Source organism: Pseudomonas sp. QE6, assembly GCF_041379005.1.
Classification (GTDB): domain Bacteria; phylum Pseudomonadota; class Gammaproteobacteria; order Pseudomonadales; family Pseudomonadaceae; genus Pseudomonas.
This window is the reverse complement of sequence record NZ_CP166873.1, coordinates 2,751,390-2,773,673: the sequence shown is the minus strand read 5'-3', so window position 1 is coordinate 2,773,673 and position 22,284 is coordinate 2,751,390. Positions and strand designations below refer to the sequence as shown.

Here is a 22,284-nt window from a genome sequence, read left to right as displayed (position 1 = left end):
CTCACATTGCCTGCGGCAGCGGAGCCTGCGATGAAGCGATCGAACCTGTTCCTGCTGGCCTGCGTCATCATCAGCTTCTGGTGGCTGTGGCCCGGCGAGCGGCCCCACGCACCGCCACAGCAGGGCAACATCCTGGCCGACGGCGGATTCCGGGTGGAGCGCTATTCGATCTATCCGCTGCAGGACTTCAATCTCGAAGCCGTGGTGCTGGGCCGCGAGGACTACCGCCTGGGCCGCGAGGCCGAGCTTTCCCCCACCGACCTAGCCCTGGGCTGGGGGCCGATGGCCGATCCGAACGTCCTCGCCGGCATCCGCATCACCCAGGGCAACCGCTGGTACCACTGGCACGCCGACAGCATGCCGATCCCGCGCCGGGACATCGAGACCCACAGCGCCAACATGCACATGATCCCCGCCAACGACAGCGTGGCCCGCGCCCTGGCGCAGGTCGACAAGGGCGAGCGCATCCGCCTCTCCGGCAAATTGGTGCGCGTGGAAGGCGACGACGGCTGGCGCTGGGTCAGTTCCCTGACGCGCGAAGACACTGGCGCCGGGGCCTGCGAGCTGATCTGGGTGGAGAGCCTGGAGCGCCTGTAGCGCCGTCGCACCGGGCAGTTGCCAGGGACGCCGGCCACGGGGCATTCTCGGGCGTCCCCTCATCAAGGTAGCTCCCATGCCGCGCGTCACGCTCCGCCCTGCCGTCCCCGCCGATATCCCGCTGATCATCGAGCTGATCACCGAACTCGCCGACTACGAACGCCTGGTCCATGAGGTCAAGGCCGACGCCCAGCGCATGCACGACCACCTGTTCGGCCCACGCCCCTACGCCGAAGTGCTGATCGGCGAGGTGGATGGCCTGCCGCAGGGCTTCGCGCTGTTCTTCCACAACTATTCCACCTGGCTCAGCCAGCCGGGCATCTACCTGGAAGACCTGTTCGTACGCCCCGCCGCGCGCGGTGCCGGATTGGGCAAGGCGCTGCTCACGGAACTGGCACGACTGGCCGTGGAGCGTGGCTGCGGACGCCTGGAATGGTCCGTGCTGGACTGGAACGAACCCGCCATAGGCTTCTACCGTAGCCTGGGCGCCCGTCCGCAGGATGAATGGACGGTCTACCGCCTGACCGGCGACGCCCTGCGCGAGCTGGCCCACAAGGCGTGAGGCCGCGGTAGCACTTGTAGGCAATCCGCTGGTCTTACTTGCCGGTCTCCCTAGAGTTGGCTTCTTTCCGAAAGGACTCCCTCACCATGAACTGTCTTTCACGCGCGGCCGTCCTGCTCGGCTGCCTCGCCCTGGGGCTCGCCGGGCCGGCGTTCAGCCGCGATGTCGATGAGGCCGGCTACGGCTATCCGCTGACCAACCCGTTCGAGGCCACCATCGCCACGACACCACCGGACCTTCGTCCGCAGCTGCCCGATATCGAAGACATCAGCCAGTCCGACTACGCCCTGAAGCTGCGGCCGGAGCGCGAGCACCAGTTGCCGGAAAACTTCTGGCCGGTGAAGAAGCTGCACTACCGCCTGGCCCGGCAGGACCATGAGGCGCCGCTGGTGTTCATCATCGCCGGCACCGGCGCGCCCTACTTCAGCAGCACCCCGGAATACCTCAAGCGCCTGTTCTACAGTGCCGGCTACCACGTGGTGCAGATTTCCTCGCCGACCAGCTGGGACTTCATGGCCGGGGCCTCGCAGTCCGCCACGCCCGGCTACACCCCCACCGATGCCGACGACCTCTACCGGGTGATGCAGGCGGTGCGCGCCCAGCATCCGGAGCTACCGATCAGCGAGTACTACCTCACCGGCTACAGCCTCGGCGCCCTGCACGCCGCCTTCGTCAGCCAGCTCGACGAAACCCGCCGCAGCTTCAACTTCAAGCGCGTACTGCTGCTCAACCCGCCGGTGAACCTCTACACCTCGGTAAGCAACCTGGACAAGATGGTGCAGACCCGGGTCAAGGGCATCAACGACTCCAAGACCTTCTACCAGGTGGTGCTGAGCAAGCTGTCGCGCTACTTCAAGCAGAAGGGCTACATCGACCTCAACGATGCCTTCGTCTACGAACTGCAGCAGTCCAGGCAGCACCTCTCCAACGAGGAAATGGCCATGCTGATCGGGACGGTGTTCCGCTTCTCGGCCGCCGACATGGCTTTTACCTCCGACCTGATCAACCGCCGTGGCCTGATCACCCCGCCGAACTACCCGATCAAGGAAGGCACAAGCCTCGAGCCCTTCTTCAAGCGCGCCATGCAATGTGACTTCGAATGCTACCTGACCGACCAGCTGATCCCGGTCTGGCGCGCCCACGGCAAGGGCAACAGCCTGCCGCAGATGATCCAGCAGGTGAGCCTCTACGCCTTGCAGGACTACCTGCACGACAGCCCGAAGGTCGCCGTGATGCACAACGCCGACGACGTCATCCTTGGCCCGGGCGATATCGGCTTCCTGCGCCGCACCTTTGGCGACCGCCTGACGCTCTACCCGCTCGGCGGCCACTGCGGCAACCTCAATTACCGCGTGAACGCGCAGGACATGCTGGCGTTCTTCAAAGGACAGGATGCGCAGGCCCCCGGCCTGGCAACCGCACAGACAGGGAACTGATCCATGCGACTCCGCTCTTCCTGGATTTTCGGCCTGGCGCTGTGCTGCGGCCTGGCACAGGCCGACACCACTTCGACATCCAATCCCAGCAGCAACGACAGCTTCTCCGAGCAGCCCGAGGCCGACGGCTTCAAGCACCCGATGGACGCGCTGAAGTTCAACCCCGGCCTGGACCAGCGCGAATTCGAACGCGCCACCCTGGACGCCCTCAACGTCTATGACCCGTGGGAGTCGTGGAACCGCCGTGTGTACCACTTCAACTACCGCTTCGACCAATGGGTGTTCCTGCCCGTCGTCCACGGCTACGAATACGTCACCCCGCGCTTCGTCCGCACCGGGGTGAGCAACTTCTTCAGCAACCTGGGCGAAGTGACGACGCTGCTCAACAACATCGGCCAACTCAGACCCGAACGGGCGGCGAACAGCACCGCGCGGCTGCTGTTCAACACCATCTTCGGCGTCGCCGGCCTGTGGGACCCGGCCACCGCCATGGGCCTGCCGAAGGTCAGCGAGGACTTCGGCCAGACCCTGGGCTACTGGGGCGTGCCAGCGGGCCCTTACCTGGTACTGCCGATACTCGGCCCCTCCAATGTCCGCGACACCGGCGGCCTGGTGACCGACTTCGTGGCGGCCCGCGAGGTGAACTACCTCAATGTCTCCAGCCTCGGCCGCGAGTACTGGGAACTGCCGGTGCTGGAAGTCATCGACAAGCGCTACAGCAACAGCTTCCGCTACGGCCAGACCAACTCCCCGTTCGAGTACGAAAAGCTGCGCTACGTCTACAGCGAAGCGCGCAAGCTGCAGATCCAGGAGTGACCCGAAGCCGCCGCCCTTTCGCGGCGGCTTCTTTTTCGACCAATGAATCTATTTATTCGATTGTTTTGGCGAAAAACTCGCAACCATTGATTCATCGTTTGGGTCTAGGATGACCCCATTCACTGATCAAGGAGGTTCCCATGACCCGCTTGCGTACCCTGATCGACCAACACATCGGCCACCCCGCCTCCGACGGCGCCGGCGTGCGCCTGACCCGCGTGATCGGCGGCCCCGGCATCGAGCGCTTCGACCCGTTCCTGATGCTCGACCAGTTCGACACGCAGAATCCCGACGACTACATCGCCGGCTTCCCGGCCCACCCGCACCGTGGCTTCGAGACCGTCACCTACATGCTCGAAGGGCGCATGCGCCATGAAGACCACCTGGGCAACCGCGGCCTGCTCAAGCCCGGCGGCGTACAGTGGATGACCGCCGCCCACGGCATCATCCACAGCGAGATGCCTGAACAGGAAGAAGGCGCCATGCGCGGCTTCCAGCTGTGGCTGAACCTGCCGGCCAAGGACAAGCTGTCCCCGGCCGGCTACCGCGACATCGAGCCGGAAGACGTGCCGCGCACCACCACCGCGCAAGGCGTCGGCGTCACCGTGATCGCCGGCCGCTTCGACGATGGCGAGACCGCGCTGGATGGCGCCGTGCAGCGCCCCGGCACCGAGCCGCACTACTACGACCTGCGGCTGCCGGCGGGTGCCTCGGTCAGCCCGCGCATTCCGGCGGGACACCGGGTGATGCTGTACGTCTACGAAGGTTCACTGACGGTACCGGGCGAACGCGGCGACGAAACCGTGGCCACCAACCGCCTGGTGCGGCTCGGCCAGGGCGATGAGATCCAGCTCTCCAGCGACGACGGCGCACGCGTCCTGCTGCTGGCCGGCAAGCCGCTCAACGAGCCGATCGTGCAGTACGGTCCCTTCGTGATGAACAGCCGCGAAGAGATCGAGCAGGCCCTGCGCGATTACCGCGACGGCGTGCTGGCGGTCTGATGTTTCCCCTGTGGGACCAGAGCAAGGGCGTACAACCCTTCGCGGTTGTACGCCGATAAGCCAGGATCGCCAGTTCAAACGACGTATAACGTCGAACGTTATACGCCCTACCCACTGTCTTGCCCCTACAGCGACCACTCCTCCATCCCCAGGAAGCGCGCGATCTCCGCGCGCTTTTCCATGGCATCGCGGTACCCCAGTTCGATCAGCGCATTGCAGTAACCCGGCTCGAACAGCAGGTAGCTCAACACCCCCGCCCCGCTCGCTTTCGTCGCCCCCGGCCCGCGCAGGAACAGGCGCAGCGCACGCGGCAACTCGTGGCGGTACTCGGCGGCGATTTCATCCAGCGGCCGGCTCGGCGAGATCAGCAGCACGTCGACCGGTTGCAGCCCCAATGCCGCTCGGCGCTTGCCCTCCGGCACCATCGAGCTGAGGAAATTGATCCGGTTCAGCAGCTCGATATCGCCTTCCAGGCTGTCGATGAAGGTGCTGTTGAGCAGATGGATGCCGACCTGCGCCAGGCTCGGCGGCTGACCGGTACGATAATTGGCCACCGTCTCGTTGGCGCTGCCCATGGTCGGGTTGCCGCTCACCCCGATCACCAGCACGCGATTGGCCCCCAGGTGCAGTGCCGGACTGATCGGCGCCTGCTGGCGCACCGCCCCATCGCCGAAATACTCGCGGTGGACTTTCACCGGCGCGAACAGCAGCGGAATCGCCGAGCTGGCCAGCAGGTGTTCCAGGCAAAGGCGCGTCGGCACCCCCACGCGTCGATGGCGCAGCCAGGGATCGATGGTGGCGCGCCCCTGGTAGAAGGTCACCGCCTGGCCGGATTCGTAGCCGAACGCGGTGACCGCCACCGCGCGCAGGTTGCGCCGACGCACCGCGGCAGCGATGCCGGAGAAGTCCAGCTCGCGCTCCAGCAGGTAGCGCAACGGCGTGCTGTCGAGCAGCGCCACCGGCTGGCGCTTGCCCAGCCCGAGCAGGCTGTGGCCGAGGAACCTGAAGGCCTGGCCGATCACGCCAGACCAGTCGGCGCGGTACACCTGGCCGGTGCGAAAGCCCCTCCAGACCTGGGTGAGCCGCTGCACCGCGGTCGGGAAGGACAGCGCCCCGCAGGCCAGCCCAACGGCATTGATCGCCCCCGCCGAGGTACCGACGATCACGGGAAAGGGATTCTCCGCGCCCTCGGGCAGCAACTCGGCGATCGCCGCCAGCACGCCAACCTGATACGCCGCCCGCGCCCCGCCCCCGGAGAGGATCAGGCCGGTCACGGCAGGGGGAGTCGATGGGCTGGCGGCGTCAGTCACGGCTGAAATCCTTGTCGCGTCGTATCCAGATTAGCCGGGGCGGGATTTACTTCTTCCTGGCGTAAAGCTTGGGCTCGCCTTCGGGGCGGCTCTTGAAGCGGCGATGCGCCCAGAGGTACTGCTCGGGCTGGCGGCGGATCTCCTGCTCGACCCACTGGTTGACGCGCAGGCAATCGGCCTCCTCGGTCTCGCCGGGGAAATCCTCCAGCGGCGGATGGATGGTCAGGCGATAGCCGGAACCGTCGGCCAGACGCGACTGGGTGAAGGGACACACCTGCGCGCGGCCCAGGCGGGCGAACTTGGTGGTGGCGGTGACGGTGGCGGCCTGGATGCCGAACAGCGGCACGAAGATGCTCTGCTTGATGCCGTAGTCCTGGTCCGGCGCGTACCAGATGGCGCGGCCGGCGCGCAGCACCTTGAGCATGGCGCGCACGTCCTCGCGCTCGATGGCGGTGGCGTCGGCATTGTGCCGCTCGCGACCGGCGCGCTGGACGAAGTCGAATACCGGGTTGTCGTGCTCGCGGTACATGCCGTCGATGGTCTGTACCTGGCCGAGCAGCGCCGCGCCGATCTCCAGGGTGGTGAAGTGCATGGCCATGAGGATCACGCCCTTGCCTTCGGCCTCGGCCTTGCGCAAGTGTTCCAGCCCCTCGATGTGCGCCAGCTTCGCCAGGCGCGCCCTGGGCCACCACCAGCTCATGGCCATCTCGAAGAAGGCGATGCCGGTGGAGGCGAAGTTTTCCTTCAGGAGGCGCTTGCGCTCGGCGGCGGAGAGCTCCGGGAAGCACAGCTCCAGGTTGCGCGCGGCAATCGCCCGGCGGCTGCCGACCACGCGGTACATCACCGCGCCGAGTGCGCGCCCCAGCCAGAGCAACACCGGATACGGCAGCTGCACCACCAGCCAGAGCACGCCGAGGCCGAGCCAGAGCGGCCAGTGGCTGGGATGGAGGAACTCACGGCGAAAGGTGGGGCGGTCCATGGAACTTTCCGGTCACGATCAAAGCCGGACATTCTACCTTGCCGAGGCGCGCCGTGCCTGCCTCGCGCCCTGGCTATGCGCCACGCTTGCGGCTGCCGGGGCGGTCCGCTATAAGTCCAACCCATTTAATGATGCAGTCCGACCATGAGCCAAGCTGACCTTCTCGACCACGATCCCGTATTCCAGCTCAAGGGCAGCATGCTGGCCGTCACCGTCCTGGAACTGGCCCACAATGACCTGCCGCGGCTGGATCGCCAGCTTGCCGACAAGGTCGCCCAGGCGCCCAACTTCTTCCGTGACACCCCGCTGGTGCTGGCGCTGGACAAGCTGCCCGACGGCGAAGGCCAGCTCGACCTGCAGGGCGTGCTGGACATCTGCCGCCGCCATGGCCTGCGCACCCTGGCCATCCGCGCCAGCCGCGAGGAAGACATCCGCCTGGCGACCATGTTCGACATCCCCGTGCTGCCGCCATCCGGCTCGTCCCGCGAGCGCATCGTCGAGCCGAAGGACTCGGTCACCCCGCTGACCGGCGCCACCCCGGTGCGCCGCCCGCGCGGCGAGCGCCTGTCCGAGAAGGTCGTGGAACAGGCCGCCGGCAGCGCCACTGCCCAGACGGAAAAGCCTGCCGAGGCCGTCCCGGCCGAAACCCAGGCGGAAAAACCGACCGCGGCCCAGGAACCGGAAAAGGACGCCGCGACGGAAAAACCGGCCGAACCGCCGGCACCGGTCGTCAGGCCGACCAAGCTGGTCACCACTCCGGTGCGTGGCGGCGTACAGATCTATGCCGCCGGCGGCGACCTGATCGTGCTGGCCCCCGTCAGCCCCGGCGCGGAACTTCTCGCCGACGGCAATATCCATGTTTACGGTCCGATGCGCGGTCGTGCCCTGGCCGGTGTCAAGGGCGACACCAGCGCACGGATCTTCTGCCAGCAACTGGCCGCGGAACTCGTGTCCATCGCTGGTAATTACAAGGTCGCCGAAGACCTTCGACGCAGTCCGCAATGGGGGCAGGCGGTGCACGTCAGCCTGTCGGGTGACGTGTTGAACATCACCCGCCTTTAACGGATACTGCCGCGACTTTCAGGGACCAGAATTCTTCGTTTTTTCTTTGGGGTGAATCACCTTGGCCAAGATCCTCGTAGTCACTTCCGGTAAGGGTGGCGTCGGTAAAACCACTTCCAGCGCAGCCATCGGCACCGGCCTGGCCCTGCGCGGCCACAAGACCGTCATCGTCGACTTCGACGTGGGCCTGCGTAACCTCGACCTGATCATGGGCTGCGAACGCCGCGTGGTGTACGACTTCGTCAACGTCATCAACGGCGAAGCCACCCTCACCCAGGCCCTGATCAAGGACAAGCGCCTCGAGAACCTGTACGTGCTGGCCGCCAGCCAGACCCGCGACAAGGACGCCCTCACCCAGGAAGGCGTCGGCAAGGTGATGGAAGAACTCAAGCAGTCCTTCGACTACATCATCTGCGACTCCCCGGCGGGCATCGAGAAAGGCGCCCACCTGGCCATGTACTACGCCGACGAGGCGATCGTCGTGACCAACCCGGAAGTCTCCTCGGTCCGCGACTCCGACCGCATGCTGGGCCTCTTGGCCAGCAAGTCCGCCCGCGCCGAGAAGGGCGAGGAGCCGATCAAGGAACACCTGCTGCTGACCCGCTACAACCCCGAGCGCGTCACCAAGGGTGAAATGCTCGGCGTCGAGGACGTCGAGGAAATCCTGGCCATCCGTCTGCTCGGCGTGATCCCGGAATCCCAGGCGGTGCTCAAGGCATCCAACCAGGGCGTACCGGTCATCCTCGACGAAGAAAGCGATGCCGGCCAGGCGTACAGCGACGCCGTCGAGCGACTGCTGGGCAAAGAAATGCCCCATCGGTTCCTCGACGTGCAGAAGAAAGGATTCCTGCAACGACTGTTCGGAGGACGTGAATGAGCCTTTTAGATTTCTTCCGCAGCCGGAAGCAGCCCTCCAGCGCTTCCATCGCGAAAGAAAGACTCCAGATCATCGTCGCCCATGAGCGCGGCAACCGTTCGCAACCGGACTACCTCCCGCAGCTGCAGAAAGACCTGCTGGAAGTGATCCGCAAATACGTGCCCATCGACCAGGAACAAGTCCAGGTCGAGCTGGCCAACCAGGGCAGCTGTTCGATCCTGGAACTCAACATCACCCTGCCGGAGCGTTGATCCGGCAATGGTGAACCTGCGGCGGCTTCGGCCGCCGCAGTCGTTTCTATTCCCCTTAATTCACGCAAGAGCTTCCATGCCGCTGTCCCAGATCGAATTCGTCCATGAGGACGCCGCCCTGCTGGTGGTGAACAAGCCCACCCTGCTGCTCTCCGTGCCCGGCCGCGCGGACGACAACAAGGACTGCCTGATCACCCGCCTGCAGGAGAACGGCTACCCGGAAGCGCGCATCGTCCATCGCCTGGACTGGGAAACCTCCGGCCTGATCGTCCTGGCCCGCGACGCCGACAGCCACCGCGAGCTGTCCCGGCAGTTCCACGACCGCGAGACCGAGAAGGCCTACACCGCGCTGTGCTGGGGCGAGCCGGAACTGGACAGCGGCCGCATCGAGGCACCGCTGCGCTACGACCCTCCTACCAAGCCGCGCCACGTGGTGGACTTCGAGCAGGGCCGCCACGCGCTGACCTTCTGGCGCGTCATGCAGCGCCACGGCAACTGGAGTCGCGTCGAGCTGACGCCGATCACCGGCCGTTCGCACCAGTTGCGCGTGCACATGCTCAGCATCGGCCACCCGCTGCTGGGCGACCGCCTGTATGCCGAGGGTGAAGCCCTGACCCTGCGCGACCGCCTGTGCCTGCACGCGAGCATGCTCTGCCTGACCCATCCGCAGACCGGCGAGCGCCTGCGCTTCGAGTCGCCTGCGCCGTTCTGACGCCCCACGCGACCACTCCTACCTCCCTTGATACACCGGTGAACCGGCGTACAACCGCGAACGGTTGTACGCCCTACGGCATTACGAAGAGCCCTCTCATCCAGGCCGCAGACTCCCGCATTTGCGATAAACTTCCGGCCATTCGCTGTTCGGAGTTACCCATGCGCGCAGAACTCAACCAGGGCCTGATCGACTTCCTCGCGGCCTCCCCCACACCTTTCCACGCCACCCAGACCCTCGCCCGTCGCCTCGACGAAGCCGGCTACCAGCGTCTGGACGAGCGCGATGCCTGGCGCACCGAGGCCGGTGGCCGCTATTACGTCACCCGCAACGACTCCTCGCTGATCGCCTTCAAGCTCGGCACCGCGCCGCTGCTGGAGCACGGCCTGCGCCTGGTCGGCGCGCATACCGACAGCCCCTGCCTGCGGGTCAAGCCGAACCCCGAGCTGGTGCGCCAGGGCTACTGGCAACTGGGCGTCGAGGTCTACGGCGGCGCGCTGTTCGCCCCCTGGTTCGACCGCGACCTGTCGCTGGCCGGCCGTGTCACCTTCCGCCTGGCCGGCAAGGTGGAAAGCAAGCTGATCGACTTCAAGGCACCGATCGCCGTGATCCCCAACCTGGCCATCCACCTCAACCGCGAGGCCAACATGGGCTGGGCGATCAACGCGCAGACCGAACTGCCGCCGATCCTCGCCCAGGTTTCCGCCGGCGAAGGCCGCGACTTCCGCGACCTGCTCGGCGAGCAGCTGCAACTGGAGCACGGCATCACCGCCGACGCCATCCTCGACTACGAGCTGAGCTTCTACGACACCCAGCGCGCCGCCGTGATCGGTCTCGACCAGGCCTTCATCGCCGGCGCCCGCCTGGACAACCTGCTGTCCTGCTATGCCGGCCTGCAGGCCTTGCTGACCAGCAGCGACGAGCAGAGCGGCGTGCTGGTCTGCACCGACCACGAAGAAGTCGGCTCCTGCTCCGCCTGCGGCGCCGACGGCCCGTTCCTCGAGCAGGTGCTGCGCCGCGTTCTGCCCGAGAGCGACGTCTTCACCCGCACCGTGCAACGCTCCCTGCTGGTTTCCGCCGACAACGCCCACGGCGTGCATCCCAACTATGCCGACAAGCACGACGCCAACCACGGCCCGAAGCTCAACGGCGGCCCGGTGATCAAGATCAACAGCAACCAGCGCTACGCCACCAACAGCGAGACCGCCGGTTTCTTCCGCCACCTGTGCCTGGAAAACGAAGTGCCGGTGCAGAGCTTCGTGACCCGCAGCGACATGGGCTGCGGCTCCACCATCGGCCCGATCACCGCCAGCCAGATTGGCGTGCGCACCGTGGACATCGGCCTGCCGACCTTCGCCATGCACTCCATCCGCGAGCTGGCCGGCAGCCAGGACCTGCACTACCTGACCAAGGTACTCAGCGCCTTCTACGACAGCGCCGACCTGCCATGACCCCAACGCCCGGCATCCGCCGGGCGTTTTTCTTTCAGGAGTTCGAACATGCCCCTCAATGGAAGCTGCCTGTGCGGCGACATCGCCTATGAGGTCGACGGCCTGGACATGCCGATCGGCCATTGCCATTGCCAGACCTGCCAGAAAGCACATTCGGCGGCCTTCGCCACCACCGCCGGAGTGATGCGCGAGCACTTCCGCTGGACCCGTGGCGCGGACAAGGTCGCCGCCTACGAGTCGTCGCCCGGCAAGCTGCGCAAATTCTGTCCGCGCTGCGGGACGCAACTGATTGCCGAGCGCGACGGACAACCCCACGTCATCGTCCGCGTGGCGAGCCTGGACGACGATCCGGGCGCGCGGCCGGCGCGGCATATCTGGGTGTCCCATGACCGGCCATGGCTGGCGCAGGACGGGATCCCGGCCTATCCGGAGTGGAATCCGGATCGCTGAACCTCTTTTGCAGCGGCGAGCTTGCCCGCGAACAGATTCAGCTGGCGACTCCGGTGTTGGATGGTTCGCGAGCAAGCTCGCTCCTACAGGTTCCACCTCATGCCGGCGGTCGGTCCGGCACTTCCACGCTTACATGAATGGCATCGTGCCGCCAGAACTCCAGGTCGCAATCGATGATCCGCCCGTGCTGGTCGCGGTTGATGCGGTTGATGCGCAGCGCCGGGCTGCCTTCGGCAACGCGTAGCACGCTGGCCGCCTCGCCGTGCAGGGCGGTGGGCACCATGTCGAAGCGTACGCGGCCGTAACGGATGTCATAGCGGCTGCCATACAGCTCGGTCAGCGAGCAGGTGAGATCGCTGTCGAGAATGCCCGGGAAGTATGCGGGGTTGAGGTAATGCTCGACGTAGAGCACCAGCCGGCCGTCCACCCGGCGCAGGCGACGGATCTGGAACACGCTGGACAACGCCGGCAGCTCCAGCAGTTCGCAGATCGCCGCGCTGGCGGGAATCTGCCGGGCCGACAGGACTTCGGTGGCCGGCACCCGCCCCTGCCCTTCCACCATGGCGTGGTAGTGGCTGCGCACCAACGGGTTGTAGAGCAGGCGCGGCGGCGAGACGAACCAGCCGCGGCGTTCCTCGCGGTAGATCAGCCCCTGTGCCTCCAACTGCCCCAGGGCCTCGCGCAAGGTGATCCGCGTGGTATCGAACAGCTCACTCAACTTGCGCTCGGCCGGCAGCTTGCCGCCGGCGCTGAGCAGCCCGCTGTCGATCTGTTCGATCAGTGCCCGGCAGATCGCCGTCACCGTGGGTAGCGCCGTGTCGCGCATGCCAACTCCTCTTTTGGCCTAGTCCAGCCCCAAAACGGGGCATTTCGCCGTCCGCCAGGGGTGCCTTCATCCTAGGAAAATCCCGTGACGGTCCCGTGACAGACAGCTTTCAAGCAGCGCCCGTGCCAGCATCACAAAGCAGCGTAGCCCAATGAAACCGGGGCGTTGGCGATGGTCTACGCTTTCCCCGGATGCCCCGCCGGATTGCCTCGCCGCCCGAACCCGCACCAGGCCGGACATCAAACTGTCATCCGGGCCGCATAGATTGGCCTGGGTCTTGCTGATCTAGACCACTCGTTTCCCCGCGTCGGCGGATGCCGGACACGGACCTACCCTCACGATCGAAGGAGCACCGAATGAAACGCTTGCTTGCTTCACTGCTGGGATCGGCCATTGCCATCGGCAGTGGCCTCGCCATGGCGGCCGACGCCAACCTGCAATCGCTGGAAGCCGCCGCCCGCAAGGAAGGCCAGGTCAACAGCGTGGGCATGCCCGACAGCTGGGCGAACTGGAAAGACACCTGGAAGGACCTGGAAAGCAAGTACGGCTTGAAGCACATGGACACCGACATGAGCTCGGCCCAGGAGCTGGCCAAGTTCAAGGCCGAGAAGGAGAACGCCAGCGCCGACATCGGCGACGTCGGCGCCGCCTTCGGCCCCATCGCCATGCAGATGGACGTCAGCCAGCCCTACAAGCCGAGCACCTGGGACCAGGTGCCGGACTGGGCCAAGGACAAGGACGGCCACTGGGCGCTGGCCTACACCGGCACCATCGCCTTCATCGTCAACAAGCAACTGGTCAAGGACGTGCCGCACAGCTGGGCCGACCTGCTCAAGGGCAAGTACAAGGTCACCATCGGTGACGTCAGCGCCGCGGCCCAGGCGGTCAACGGCGTGCTGGCGGCGAGCATCGCCAACGGCGGCGACGAGAAGAACATCAAGCCGGGCCTGGAATTCTTCGCCCAGATCGCCAAGCAGGGCCGCCTGTCGCTGACCAACCCGGTGATCAACACCCTGGAGAAGGGTGAAGTGGAAGTCGGCATCGTCTGGGACTTCAACGGCCTGAGCTACCGCGACCAGATCGACCCGTCGCGCTTCGAAGTGCTGATCCCTTCCGACGGCTCGGTGATCTCCGGCTACACCACCATCATCAACAAGTACGCGAAGAACCCGAACGCCGCCAAGCTGGCCCGCGAGTACATCTTCAGCGATGCCGGGCAGATCAACCTGGCCAAGGGCAACGCACGGCCCATCCGCGCCGAGCACCTGACCCTGCCGGCCGAGGTGAAGGCCAAGCTGCTGCCCAACGAGCAGTACGCCAAGGCCCAGCCGATCAAGGACGCCAAGGCCTGGGAAGAGACCTCCAAGCGTCTGCCGCGCATGTGGCAGGAAAACGTCATCATCAACATGCAGTGACGCCCGGCCGCCCCGGCTCGCCGGGGCGGTTTCGCGTTCCGACAAAGGCCCCGCCCCATGCGCCACGACGTCATCCTGGTCGTTCTCGACGGCCTCAACTACAGCGTCGCCCACGACTGCATGGGCCACCTGCAGGCCCTATGCAACGCCGGCCGCGGCCAGCTCTACCGGCTGGAATGCGAGCTGCCCTCGCTGTCCCGACCGCTCTACGAATGCATCCTCACCGGAGTGCCGCCCATCGACAGCGGCATCCTGCACAACGACGTATCGCGCCTGTCGAACCAGCGCAGCCTGTTCCACTATGCCCGCGCCGCCGGCCTGTCCACTGCCGCAGCGGCTTACCACTGGGTGAGCGAGCTGTACAACCGCACCCCCTTCGACCCGGCCCGCGACCGCCACACCGACGACGAATCCCTGCCGATCCAGTACGGCCACTTCTACTGGACCGACCACTACCCCGACTCGCACCTGTTCACCGACGCCGAGTCGCTGCGCCGCCGCCACACGCCGAACTGCCTGCTGGTGCACCCGATGAACATCGACGACACCGGGCACAAGCACGGCCTGGGCACCCCGCAGTACCGCAACAGCGCGCGGCACGTCGACATCATTCTTTCCGAGTACCTGCACCAGTGGCTGGCCGCCGGCTACCAGGTGATGGTCACCGCCGACCACGGCATGAACGACGACCGCAGCCACGGCGGCATCCTGCCGGAGGAGCGCGAAGTGCCGCTGTTCGTCTTCGGCGAAGCCTTCAGCCTCGATGACCAGGCGCGCCCACGCCAGGTCGAGCTGTGCGGCACACTGTGCGAAATCCTGGGTGCAGCCCACGACAAACCCGTCTGCCGGGAGCTGCTCAAGGCATGAGATCGAATCGCGGAAAACTCATCGCCCTGCTCTGCCTGCTGCCCTTTGCGGTGTTCTTCATCGCCTTCCAGGTAGCCCCGCTGCTCTGGGTTGCGCTGAACAGCCTGCGCACCAGCGATGCCTGGGGCCTGGGCAACTTCACCGAAATCCTCGGCTCGCCCTTCTACCGCCAGGCAATCCGCTACAGCCTGGAAATATCGATCTGGTCGAGCCTGATCGGCCTGCTCATCGCCGTGCTCGGCAGCTATTCGCTGCGCCAGGTGGACAACAGGCTGCGCGACTTCGTGATGGCCTTCGCCAACATGACCAGCAACTTCGCCGGGGTGCCCCTGGCCTTCGCCTTCATCATCATCCTCGGCTTCAACGGCGCCATCACCCTGCTGCTCAAGCAGTCGGGGATCATCGAGGACTTCAACCTCTACTCGAAGACCGGCCTGATCATCCTCTACACCTACTTCCAGATTCCCCTGGGGGTGATGCTGCTCTACCCGGCCTTCGACGCCCTGCGCGAGGACTGGCGCGAATCCGCCGCACTGCTGGGCGCCAGCCACTGGGCGTTCTGGCGGCACATCGGCATACCGGTGCTAACCCCGGCGCTGCTGGGCACCTTCGTCATCCTCCTGGCCAACGCCCTGGGCGCCTACGCCACGGTGTATTCGCTGACCACCGGCAACTTCAACGTGGTGCCGATCCGCATCGCCGGCCTGGTCTCGGGCGACGTGTTCCTCGATCCGAACATGGCCAGCGCACTGGCGATGTTCCTGGTCGGCCTGATGACCCTGATCACCCTCGCCCACCAGTGGCTGCTGCGCCGGAGCTACCATGTCCAGAAACGCTAACCGCATTTACCACCGCGTGGTGGTGTATGCGCTGTTCCTGATCCTGCTGCTGCCGCTGGCCGCCACCCTGCTCTACTCGCTGGCCACCTCCTGGAGCGCCAGCGTGCTGCCCGACGGCCTGACCCTGAAGTGGTACTTCACGCTGTGGAGCGACCCGCGCTTCCTCACCGCCTTCGGCCAGTCGCTGCTGGTGTGCTTCGGCTCGCTGGTGCTCAGCGTGGTGCTGGTGCTGCCGCTGATGTTCGTCGTGCACTACTACTTCCCGCGCCTGGACGCACTGATGAACGTGCTGATCCTGCTGCCCTTCGCGGTGCCGCCGGTGGTCTCCTCGGTCGGCCTGCTGCAACTCTATGCCGCCGGCCCTCTGCCGCTGATCGGCACGCCCTGGGTGCTGATCGGCTGCTACTTCACCATCGCCCTGCCCTTCATGTACCGGGCGATCAGCAACAACCTGCAGGCGATCAACCTGCACGACCTGATGGACGCCGCCCACCTGCTCGGCGCCAGCACCTGGCAGGCCGCCCTGCTGGTGGTGGTGCCGAACCTGCGCAAGGGCCTGATGGTGGCGCTGTTCCTGTCCTTCAGCTTCCTCATCGGCGAGTTCGTCTTCGCCAACCTGCTGGTGGGCACCCGCTACGAAACGCTGCAGGTGTTCCTCAACAACATGCGCAACAGCAGCGGCCACTACACCAGCGCGGTGGTGGTCTCGTATTTCCTCTTCGTCCTGCTGCTCACCTGGGCGGCGAACCGTCTTAACAAGGACAAGGCATGAGCTTCCTCAGCGTCGAGACACTGAACAAGAGCTACAGCAGCACCACGGTGTTCCAGGACATCGACTTCGCCGCCGAGCGCGGCGAGTTCGTCACCCTGCTCGGCCCCAGCGGCTGCGGCAAATCCACCCTGCTGCGCTGCATCGCCGGTCTCACCCCGGTGGACAGCGGGCGCATCCTGCTGGACGGCGAGGACATCGTGCCCAAGAGCCCGCAGAAGCGCGGTATCGCCATGGTGTTCCAGAGCTACGCGCTGTTCCCCAACATGACCGTGGAACAGAACGTCGCCTTCGGCCTGCGCATGCAGAAAGTGCCGGCGGCGGAATCCGCCCAGCGGGTGCGCGAGGTACTGGAGATGGTCGAACTCGGCCCGCTGGCCGCGCGCTACCCGCATCAGCTCTCCGGCGGCCAGTGCCAGCGCGTCGCCCTGGCCCGCTCGCTGGTCACCCGCCCGCGCCTGCTGCTGCTCGACGAGCCGCTGTCGGCACTGGACGCCCGTATCCGCAAGCACCTGCGCGAGCAGATCCGACGCATCCAGCAGGAGCTGAAACTGACCACGGTGTTCGTCACCCACGACCAGGAAGAAGCGCTGACGCTGTCCGACCGCATCGTGCTGATGAATGCCGGACGCATCGTCCAGAGCGGTGACGCCGAGACCCTCTACACCGCGCCGGAAAACGCCTTCGCCGCTGGCTTCATCGGCAACTACAACCTGCTCGACGCCGCCCAGGCGACGAAGCTGCTGGACCGGCCCTTCCGCCAGCAGGTGGCGATCCGCCCCGAGTCCCTGCGCCTGAGCCCCGACGCGGGCGACGGCATCCCGGTTCGGGTACTCTCCCACAGCCTGCTGGGCAACGTGATCCGTTACCGGGTGGACGCCGCCGGCGTCGAACTGACCGTGGACGTCCTCAACCGCAGCGCCGAGCGCCTGTACCCGGCCGGCACCCCGCTCGGCCTGCAAATAGACCTTGAAAGCATTCGGGAGGTGGCCTGATGGCCCTGGTGATTTTCGACCTCGACGACACCCTGATCGACGGCGACTGCGCGAGCCTGTGGAGCCAGCGCATGGCCGATCTCGGCTGGGTCGACGCGGAGTCGTTCCTCAAGCGCGACGCCGAACTCATGGCGCTGTACGCGCAGGGCAAGCTGCCCATGGAGGACTACATGGCCTTCGCCCTGGAGCCGATGGCCGGGCGCAGCGTCGAGGAAATCGAGCGTGAAGTGGAAACCTTCGTCGAGGACGTGATCGAGCCGCTGATCCACAGCGACGCCTGCGCCACCCTCGCCCGCCACCGCGAGGCCGGCGACCGCCCGCTGGTGATCTCGGCCTCCGGCATGCACCTGGTGCAGCCGATCGCCGAGCGCATCGGCATCGACGAGGTGCTGGCGATCGATCTGGAAGTGCTGAACGGCCACTACACCGGCCGCACCGTCGGCGTGCTCACCTACCGCGAGGGCAAGGTCCTGCGCCTGCTCGACCTGCTGGAGGGTGACGACAGCCAGTTGGCCGACGCGCACTTCTACTCCGACTCGCGCAACGACCTGCCGCTGCTCAAGCTGGTCGGCCACCCGCATGTGGTGAACGCCGATCCGGTGCTGCTGGAGCATGCGCAGAAGATGGGCTGGGACAGTCTCGCCTGGAGCTGAGCCGGCTCAGCCGCCCAGGAACCGGAGCATGCCCTGCTGAATGCGCGCCTCTTCCTTCTCCATGGAAAGATCGGGTGACCGCGCGGCATGCTCGAGCCCCCGCGCCAGCTGACGGCGAAGCTCCCCGTCGTCACCGGCCAGCACCGCACGCAGAGCCAGGCAGCGCGCCCAGGTGCTGGTGTATTCCCGTTGCAGCCGGCTCGGCAGCAGTTCGTCGAACAGGCCAATGGCACTCCTGCTGGTCATCGCCCGGGCGAAGGCCAGTTCGGTTTCCATCAACCGCAAGAGATCGTACAACGGACGCAGCATCGCCTCCGGCAGCGCCGAACGCTGCGCCTGGAACATCGCGTCCAGCGCGGCCGCTTCCTCCCAGCGCCCCTGCACCAGCAAGCCCCTGAGACGGATGTACAGGGCCAGCAGCGACATGGGTTGCCCCTGAGCCTCCAGCAATTGCAGATCCGCCGGGTCCGCCTGATCGGCGCACAGCCCCGCACAGGCGGCCCCCATCAGCCGGGCGAAGGCCAGCTTGGGATGAGCGACATCCAGACCACGCCACCAGCGCAACAACCAGAGCCCATCACTGACCTGCGGCTTGCGCTCCACCGGCAGCAGATTGGCGACGCCGATGCAGGCGTTGCAAGCGGCGAATGCCAGCAGCACTCCGTGGGCGGCACCGGGAGCCAGCCACGCGCCAAGGGCGCCAGCCAGCGCGGCAAGAATCAGATTCGCCAGCGGCCCGCCGGCAACGAAGCCCATATGTGGCCGTCGCCAGGGAGTGTGTGGGTCGGCGAAAGCCATGACGAAGCCCTGCAGGCGCTTTTGCGTGCGCGGCGCAAGGCCCAGTTTCCAGCCTTTGCGCAACAGCCGGACATCCAGGCGTCCGACCCGCATGCGCAGGACCGTCATGCCAGCCCAGCGTGCCGCCAGCAAATGGCCCAGTTCATGAACGACGACGGACAGATAAACGATGCAGAGGCCGGCGACTATGCCCGACAGACTCCAGATCGCCCCCCCGGGCAGCCACAGCATGGACAGCAGCACCGCCAACGCGCCCGCTGCGGCGCTCAGGCTGAACTGGAGCAGCCAGAGCAGCCCATTGAGCCAGCCCGGCAAGCTCCAGAAGTCACCCGCCGCTTCGCCGTGACCGGCGACCTCCCTGGTCTCCGCCATGTTCGCACTCCCTGCGTCCGGCGCCTGATTACTTCAGGCTCTCGTCGATCAACACCACCACCTTGCCCTGCACCTGGTTGCTGGCCAGCGCATCGAACGCCTTCTGTGCCTGGCCGACCGGGTAGGTTCGCTCCAGTTGCGGGCTCAGCTCGGCGGTTTCGAACAATGGCCAGACCTTCTGCCCCAGCTCCGCCATCAGATGCGCCTTGAAGTCCGCATCGCGCGAACGCAGGGTCGAGCCGATCAACTGGATACGCTTGCCCAGCAGCAGGGCCAGATCCAACTCGGCCTTGCGACCACCCATCAGGCCAATGACCACCCATCGGCCATCGCGACCGAGGATTTCCAGGTCCAGGGCGGCGTAGTTGGCGCCCACCGGATCGAGGATCACGTCGAACGGCGCGAAATCCCGAAGCGTTTCGAGACTCTCGCCGCGCAGCACGCCGCCCTCGGCGCCCAGGCCCTCGCAGTAGGCCAGGCGCTCGGCGCTGCCGACGCTGACCCAGCACGGGTTGCCAAAGGCCTTGCACAGCTGGATACCGGCCGAGCCGACGCCGCTGGCGCCGGCATGCAGCAGGACCTTCTCGCCGGGCTGCAGCGCACCGAGCATGAACAGGTTCAGCCAGGCGGTGGCGTACACCTCGGGCAGGGCTGCGGCCTCGGCCAGGGAAAGGCCTGCCGGCACCGGCAGGGCGTGGCGCTCGTCCACCACCACTTCCTCGGCCATGCCGCCGCCAGCCAGCAGCGCGCAGACCCGGTCGCCCACCTGCCAGGTACTGCCGGCGCCCACCTCGGTGACCACCCCGGAACACTCCAGGCCAATGATATCGCTGGCCCCCGGCGGCGGCGGGTAGAGCCCGGCCACCTGCAGCAGGTCGGCACGGTTGAGACCGGCGGCAGCGACCTGGATGCGGATCTGCCCCTGTGTGCAGGTCGGAGAGGGACGCTCCCCCCACGCCACCCGCCCTTCGATACCTTGCAATGCGTTCACGCTGCCTCCATAGTGACCTTGCAGGGCCCGATCCGTAAGGTCGGGCCCTTTCTTCGCGCCGAATTCACCAACGATTGAACCCGGCGCCGCCAATTACGGCCTAATATGCGTCATAACTCCGCGATCAGTCGAATCAGCATGAAGCGATTTTTGCCCCGTACCGCCCTGTTGTTCATCCTCGGCGCGACCGCCCTGTCCTCGTTCGCCGCCACCAGCAGTCCGAACGTCTGGGATGGCCTGCAGCCGGACCGGGACCAGGTGATCGCCAGCCTCAACATCGTTGAGCTGCTCAAGCGCCACCACTACAACAAGCCGCCGCTGAACGACGATCGCTCGGCGAAGATCTACGACAGCTACCTGAAGATCCTCGACCCGGCGCGCATGTACTTCACCGCCGCCGACATCGACCAGTTCGCCCCCTGGCGCACCCAGTTCGACGACTTCCTGAAAAGCGGCGAGCTGGAGCCCGGCTTCACCATCTACAAGCGTCATCTCGACCGCCTGAAGGAGCGCCTGGACTTCGCCCTGGCGATGCTCGGCAAGGGCGTCGACAAGATCGACTTCACCACCAACGAATCCCTCGAGATCGACCGCGAGAAGTCTCCCTGGGCGAAGAATAGCGCCGAGCTGGACGACCTGTGGCGCAAGAAGGTGAAGGATGAAGTCCTGCGCCTGAAGATCGCCGGCAAGGACAACAAGGCCATCCAGGAACAGCTCACCAAGCGCTACAAGAACCAGCTGATGCGCCTGGAGCAGACCCGCAGCGAGGACATCTTCCAGGCTTATATCAACGCCTTCGCCCAGACCTACGATCCGCACACCCAGTACCTGTCGCCGGACAGCGCGGAAAACTTCGACATCAACATGAGCCTGTCGCTGGAAGGCATCGGCGCCGTGCTGCAGAGCGACAACGACTACGTGAAGGTCGTGCGCCTGGTGCCGGCTGGCCCGGCGGAGAAGAGCAAGCAGATCGCCACCTCCGACAAGATCGTCGGCGTCGCCCAGGGCAAGGGTGAAATGGTCGACGTGGTCGGCTGGCGCCTGGACGAAGTGGTCAAGCTGATCCGCGGCCCGAAAGGCTCGCAGGTACGCCTGGAGGTGATTCCGGCGAGCAACGCGCCGAACGACCAGACCAGCAAGATCGTCACCATCACCCGCGAAGCGGTGAAACTGGAAGACCAGGCGGCGAAGAAGTCGGAAATCACCCTCGACCACGAAGGCAAGGCCTACAAGCTGGGCATCATCGACGTGCCGGCCTTCTACCTCGACTTCAAGGCCTACCGTGCGGGCGATCCGGACTACAAGTCCACCACCCGCGACGTGAAGAAGCTGATCGGCGAGCTGCAGAAGGACAACGTCGACGGCATCGTCATCGACCTGCGCAACAACGGCGGCGGCTCCCTGCAGGAAGCCACCGAGCTGACCGGCCTGTTCATCGACCAAGGCCCGACCGTGCTGGTGCGCAACAGCGATGGCCGCGTCGACGTGCTCAACGATGACGAAGGCAAGGCCTTCTACACCGGCCCGATGACCGTGCTGGTCAACCGCCTGTCCGCCTCGGCTTCGGAGATCTTCGCCGGCGCCATGCAGGACTACCACCGCGCGCTGATCGTTGGCGGCCAGACCTTTGGCAAGGGCACCGTGCAGACCATCCAGCCGCTGAACCACGGCGAACTGAAGCTGACCCTGGCCAAGTTCTACCGCGTCTCCGGCCAGAGCACCCAGCACCAGGGCGTGATCCCGGACATCAGCTACCCCTCCATCGTCGACGACAAGGAAATCGGCGAGAGCGCCCTGCCCGACTCCATGCCCTGGGACACCATCAAGCCGGTGCTCAAGGCCCAGGCCGACCCGTTCAAGCCGTTCCTCGACCAGCTGCGCAGCCGGCATGACGCGCGCACTGCGAACAACGCCGACTTCGTCTATGCCCGCGAGCGTCTGGCGCTGGCCCAGGAACTGATGAAGGAGAAGACCGTCAGCCTCAATGAAGCCAAGCGTCGGGCCCAGCAGACCAGCATCGAGAACCGTCAGCTGGCCATGGAGAACACCCTGCGCAAATCCAAGGGCCAGGAACCGCTCAAGGAACTGAAGAAGGAAGACGAGAACGCCCTGCCGGAGGAAGACAAGACCAAACCGCAGGACGACGCCTACCTGACCGAGTCCGGGCACATCCTGATCGACTACCTGAATCTGGATTCTCAGGTCGCCAAGCACTGATCGGATGTAATCAAACAGTCATGACGCTGTCGTGAAAT

General features: G+C 65.8%; 23 protein-coding genes. 18 read left to right on the top strand and 5 right to left on the bottom strand.

The features are described 5' to 3' along the window. Nucleotides 1–30 precede the first annotated feature (30 nt). The 5 genes from ACAW63_RS12915 (at nucleotide 31) to ACAW63_RS12895 (ending at nucleotide 4,412) form a co-directional block, all read left to right on the top strand. Complete coding sequence (locus ACAW63_RS12915; RefSeq protein WP_371234126.1) at nucleotides 31–597, top strand: hypothetical protein; 567 nt, start codon at nucleotides 31–33, stop codon at nucleotides 595–597. A gap of 76 nt (nucleotides 598–673) precedes the next feature. Then, a complete protein-coding gene (locus tag ACAW63_RS12910) occupies nucleotides 674–1,159 on the top strand; it encodes an N-acetyltransferase family protein (RefSeq protein WP_371234124.1) in 486 nt (161 codons plus the stop codon). A gap of 86 nt (nucleotides 1,160–1,245) precedes the next feature. Further along, a complete protein-coding gene (locus ACAW63_RS12905; protein WP_371234123.1) occupies nucleotides 1,246–2,595 on the top strand; it encodes a serine/threonine protein kinase in 1,350 nt (449 codons plus the stop codon). Between the two features lie 3 nt (nucleotides 2,596–2,598). Further along, complete coding sequence (locus tag ACAW63_RS12900) at nucleotides 2,599–3,411, top strand: VacJ family lipoprotein (RefSeq protein WP_371234121.1); 813 nt, start codon at nucleotides 2,599–2,601, stop codon at nucleotides 3,409–3,411. Nucleotides 3,412–3,551: 140 nt separating this feature from the next. Beyond that, nucleotides 3,552–4,412, top strand: coding sequence for a pirin family protein (locus ACAW63_RS12895; protein WP_371234120.1), 861 nt, complete (start codon nucleotides 3,552–3,554; stop codon nucleotides 4,410–4,412). A gap of 125 nt (nucleotides 4,413–4,537) precedes the next feature. Here the strand turns inward: ACAW63_RS12895 and ACAW63_RS12890 are convergent, their stop codons facing one another. Further along, nucleotides 4,538–5,722, bottom strand: a complete 1,185-nt coding sequence (locus ACAW63_RS12890; protein ID WP_371234117.1) for a patatin-like phospholipase family protein — start codon at nucleotides 5,720–5,722, stop codon at nucleotides 4,538–4,540. A 46-nt stretch (nucleotides 5,723–5,768) separates the two neighbouring features. Continuing rightward, nucleotides 5,769–6,701: a lipid A biosynthesis lauroyl acyltransferase gene (locus ACAW63_RS12885; protein WP_371234115.1), complete on the bottom strand. Its 933-nt coding sequence runs from the start codon at nucleotides 6,699–6,701 to the stop codon at nucleotides 5,769–5,771. Between the two features lie 144 nt (nucleotides 6,702–6,845). On the opposite strand from ACAW63_RS12885, the gene minC reads away from it, so the two are divergent. From minC to ACAW63_RS12855, 6 genes are all read left to right on the top strand, one after another. Next, nucleotides 6,846–7,763: a septum site-determining protein MinC gene (gene minC / locus ACAW63_RS12880; protein ID WP_371234113.1), complete on the top strand. Its 918-nt coding sequence runs from the start codon at nucleotides 6,846–6,848 to the stop codon at nucleotides 7,761–7,763. A gap of 61 nt (nucleotides 7,764–7,824) precedes the next feature. After that, nucleotides 7,825–8,640, top strand: coding sequence for a septum site-determining protein MinD (minD, locus tag ACAW63_RS12875; protein WP_275608099.1), 816 nt, complete (start codon nucleotides 7,825–7,827; stop codon nucleotides 8,638–8,640). Further along, complete coding sequence (minE, locus tag ACAW63_RS12870; RefSeq protein WP_207887941.1) at nucleotides 8,637–8,891, top strand: cell division topological specificity factor MinE; 255 nt, start codon at nucleotides 8,637–8,639, stop codon at nucleotides 8,889–8,891. The genes minD and minE overlap by 4 nt, the downstream gene beginning before the upstream one ends. Nucleotides 8,892–8,967: 76 nt before the next feature. After that, nucleotides 8,968–9,603 (top strand): RluA family pseudouridine synthase, encoded by a 636-nt coding sequence (locus ACAW63_RS12865; RefSeq protein WP_371234111.1) that lies wholly within the window; start codon nucleotides 8,968–8,970, stop codon nucleotides 9,601–9,603. Nucleotides 9,604–9,764: 161 nt separating this feature from the next. Then, a complete protein-coding gene (locus ACAW63_RS12860) occupies nucleotides 9,765–11,054 on the top strand; it encodes a M18 family aminopeptidase (RefSeq protein WP_371234109.1) in 1,290 nt (429 codons plus the stop codon). Nucleotides 11,055–11,102: 48 nt separating this feature from the next. Further along, nucleotides 11,103–11,504, top strand: a complete 402-nt coding sequence (locus ACAW63_RS12855; protein WP_371234107.1) for a GFA family protein — start codon at nucleotides 11,103–11,105, stop codon at nucleotides 11,502–11,504. 97 nt (nucleotides 11,505–11,601) lie between these two features. Here ACAW63_RS12855 and ACAW63_RS12850 read toward each other — a convergent pair whose 3' ends face one another. Then, nucleotides 11,602–12,330, bottom strand: a complete 729-nt coding sequence (locus ACAW63_RS12850; protein WP_371234105.1) for a UTRA domain-containing protein — start codon at nucleotides 12,328–12,330, stop codon at nucleotides 11,602–11,604. A 356-nt stretch (nucleotides 12,331–12,686) separates the two neighbouring features. Here ACAW63_RS12850 and ACAW63_RS12845 point away from each other — a divergent pair, with 356 nt between their 5' ends. Genes ACAW63_RS12845 through ACAW63_RS12820 form a run of 6 tightly spaced genes read left to right on the top strand, consistent with a single transcriptional unit; the run spans nucleotide 12,687 to nucleotide 17,868 of the window. After that, nucleotides 12,687–13,745 (top strand): ABC transporter substrate-binding protein, encoded by a 1,059-nt coding sequence (locus ACAW63_RS12845; RefSeq protein ID WP_275610824.1) that lies wholly within the window; start codon nucleotides 12,687–12,689, stop codon nucleotides 13,743–13,745. A 57-nt stretch (nucleotides 13,746–13,802) separates the two neighbouring features. After that, nucleotides 13,803–14,612, top strand: coding sequence for an alkaline phosphatase family protein (locus tag ACAW63_RS12840; RefSeq protein ID WP_371234102.1), 810 nt, complete (start codon nucleotides 13,803–13,805; stop codon nucleotides 14,610–14,612). Further along, complete coding sequence (locus ACAW63_RS12835) at nucleotides 14,609–15,451, top strand: ABC transporter permease (protein ID WP_371234101.1); 843 nt, start codon at nucleotides 14,609–14,611, stop codon at nucleotides 15,449–15,451. Before ACAW63_RS12840 ends, ACAW63_RS12835 begins: the two co-directional genes overlap by 4 nt. Beyond that, complete coding sequence (locus ACAW63_RS12830; protein WP_371234099.1) at nucleotides 15,435–16,223, top strand: ABC transporter permease; 789 nt, start codon at nucleotides 15,435–15,437, stop codon at nucleotides 16,221–16,223. Before ACAW63_RS12835 ends, ACAW63_RS12830 begins: the two co-directional genes overlap by 17 nt. Beyond that, on the top strand, nucleotides 16,220–17,215 hold the full coding sequence (locus ACAW63_RS12825; RefSeq protein ID WP_371234097.1) for an ABC transporter ATP-binding protein: 996 nt from the start codon (nucleotides 16,220–16,222) through the stop codon (nucleotides 17,213–17,215). The genes ACAW63_RS12830 and ACAW63_RS12825 overlap by 4 nt, the downstream gene beginning before the upstream one ends. Beyond that, complete coding sequence (locus tag ACAW63_RS12820; RefSeq protein WP_371234096.1) at nucleotides 17,215–17,868, top strand: HAD family hydrolase; 654 nt, start codon at nucleotides 17,215–17,217, stop codon at nucleotides 17,866–17,868. The genes ACAW63_RS12825 and ACAW63_RS12820 overlap by 1 nt, the downstream gene beginning before the upstream one ends. Nucleotides 17,869–17,874: 6 nt before the next feature. Here ACAW63_RS12820 and ACAW63_RS12815 read toward each other — a convergent pair whose 3' ends face one another. Both ACAW63_RS12815 and ACAW63_RS12810 read right to left on the bottom strand, forming a co-directional pair. After that, complete coding sequence (locus ACAW63_RS12815) at nucleotides 17,875–19,038, bottom strand: site-2 protease family protein (protein ID WP_371234095.1); 1,164 nt, start codon at nucleotides 19,036–19,038, stop codon at nucleotides 17,875–17,877. 28 nt (nucleotides 19,039–19,066) lie between these two features. Continuing rightward, the gene (locus ACAW63_RS12810; protein WP_371234093.1) at nucleotides 19,067–20,029 is read right to left on the bottom strand and encodes an NAD(P)H-quinone oxidoreductase; all 963 of its coding nucleotides are present in this window, start codon (nucleotides 20,027–20,029) and stop codon (nucleotides 19,067–19,069) included. Nucleotides 20,030–20,167: 138 nt separating this feature from the next. On the opposite strand from ACAW63_RS12810, the gene ACAW63_RS12805 reads away from it, so the two are divergent. Further along, nucleotides 20,168–22,246, top strand: a complete 2,079-nt coding sequence (locus ACAW63_RS12805) for a carboxy terminal-processing peptidase (RefSeq protein ID WP_371234091.1) — start codon at nucleotides 20,168–20,170, stop codon at nucleotides 22,244–22,246. The last annotated feature ends 38 nt before the right edge of the window (nucleotides 22,247–22,284 follow it).

Bases quoted from the DNA above. Each gene is read 5' to 3' on its own strand.
- ACAW63_RS12805 (WP_371234091.1), top strand. From the start codon at position 20,168: ATGAAGCGATTTTTGCCCCGTACCGCCCTGTTGTTCATCCTCGGCGCG.
- minC (WP_371234113.1), top strand. From the start codon at position 6,846: ATGAGCCAAGCTGACCTTCTCGACCACGATCCCGTATTCCAGCTCAAG.
- ACAW63_RS12895 (WP_371234120.1), top strand. From the start codon at position 3,552: ATGACCCGCTTGCGTACCCTGATCGACCAACACATCGGCCACCCCGCC.
- minE (WP_207887941.1), top strand. From the start codon at position 8,637: ATGAGCCTTTTAGATTTCTTCCGCAGCCGGAAGCAGCCCTCCAGCGCT.
- ACAW63_RS12835 (WP_371234101.1), top strand. From the start codon at position 14,609: ATGAGATCGAATCGCGGAAAACTCATCGCCCTGCTCTGCCTGCTGCCC.
- ACAW63_RS12860 (WP_371234109.1), top strand. From the start codon at position 9,765: ATGCGCGCAGAACTCAACCAGGGCCTGATCGACTTCCTCGCGGCCTCC.
- ACAW63_RS12825 (WP_371234097.1), top strand. From the start codon at position 16,220: ATGAGCTTCCTCAGCGTCGAGACACTGAACAAGAGCTACAGCAGCACC.
- ACAW63_RS12815 (WP_371234095.1), bottom strand. From the start codon at position 19,038: ATGGCGGAGACCAGGGAGGTCGCCGGTCACGGCGAAGCGGCGGGTGAC.
- ACAW63_RS12905 (WP_371234123.1), top strand. From the start codon at position 1,246: ATGAACTGTCTTTCACGCGCGGCCGTCCTGCTCGGCTGCCTCGCCCTG.
- ACAW63_RS12865 (WP_371234111.1), top strand. From the start codon at position 8,968: ATGCCGCTGTCCCAGATCGAATTCGTCCATGAGGACGCCGCCCTGCTG.
- ACAW63_RS12915 (WP_371234126.1), top strand. From the start codon at position 31: ATGAAGCGATCGAACCTGTTCCTGCTGGCCTGCGTCATCATCAGCTTC.
- ACAW63_RS12820 (WP_371234096.1), top strand. From the start codon at position 17,215: ATGGCCCTGGTGATTTTCGACCTCGACGACACCCTGATCGACGGCGAC.
- ACAW63_RS12830 (WP_371234099.1), top strand. From the start codon at position 15,435: ATGTCCAGAAACGCTAACCGCATTTACCACCGCGTGGTGGTGTATGCG.
- ACAW63_RS12845 (WP_275610824.1), top strand. From the start codon at position 12,687: ATGAAACGCTTGCTTGCTTCACTGCTGGGATCGGCCATTGCCATCGGC.
- ACAW63_RS12850 (WP_371234105.1), bottom strand. From the start codon at position 12,330: ATGCGCGACACGGCGCTACCCACGGTGACGGCGATCTGCCGGGCACTG.
- ACAW63_RS12900 (WP_371234121.1), top strand. From the start codon at position 2,599: ATGCGACTCCGCTCTTCCTGGATTTTCGGCCTGGCGCTGTGCTGCGGC.
- ACAW63_RS12840 (WP_371234102.1), top strand. From the start codon at position 13,803: ATGCGCCACGACGTCATCCTGGTCGTTCTCGACGGCCTCAACTACAGC.
- ACAW63_RS12910 (WP_371234124.1), top strand. From the start codon at position 674: ATGCCGCGCGTCACGCTCCGCCCTGCCGTCCCCGCCGATATCCCGCTG.
- ACAW63_RS12855 (WP_371234107.1), top strand. From the start codon at position 11,103: ATGCCCCTCAATGGAAGCTGCCTGTGCGGCGACATCGCCTATGAGGTC.
- ACAW63_RS12885 (WP_371234115.1), bottom strand. From the start codon at position 6,701: ATGGACCGCCCCACCTTTCGCCGTGAGTTCCTCCATCCCAGCCACTGG.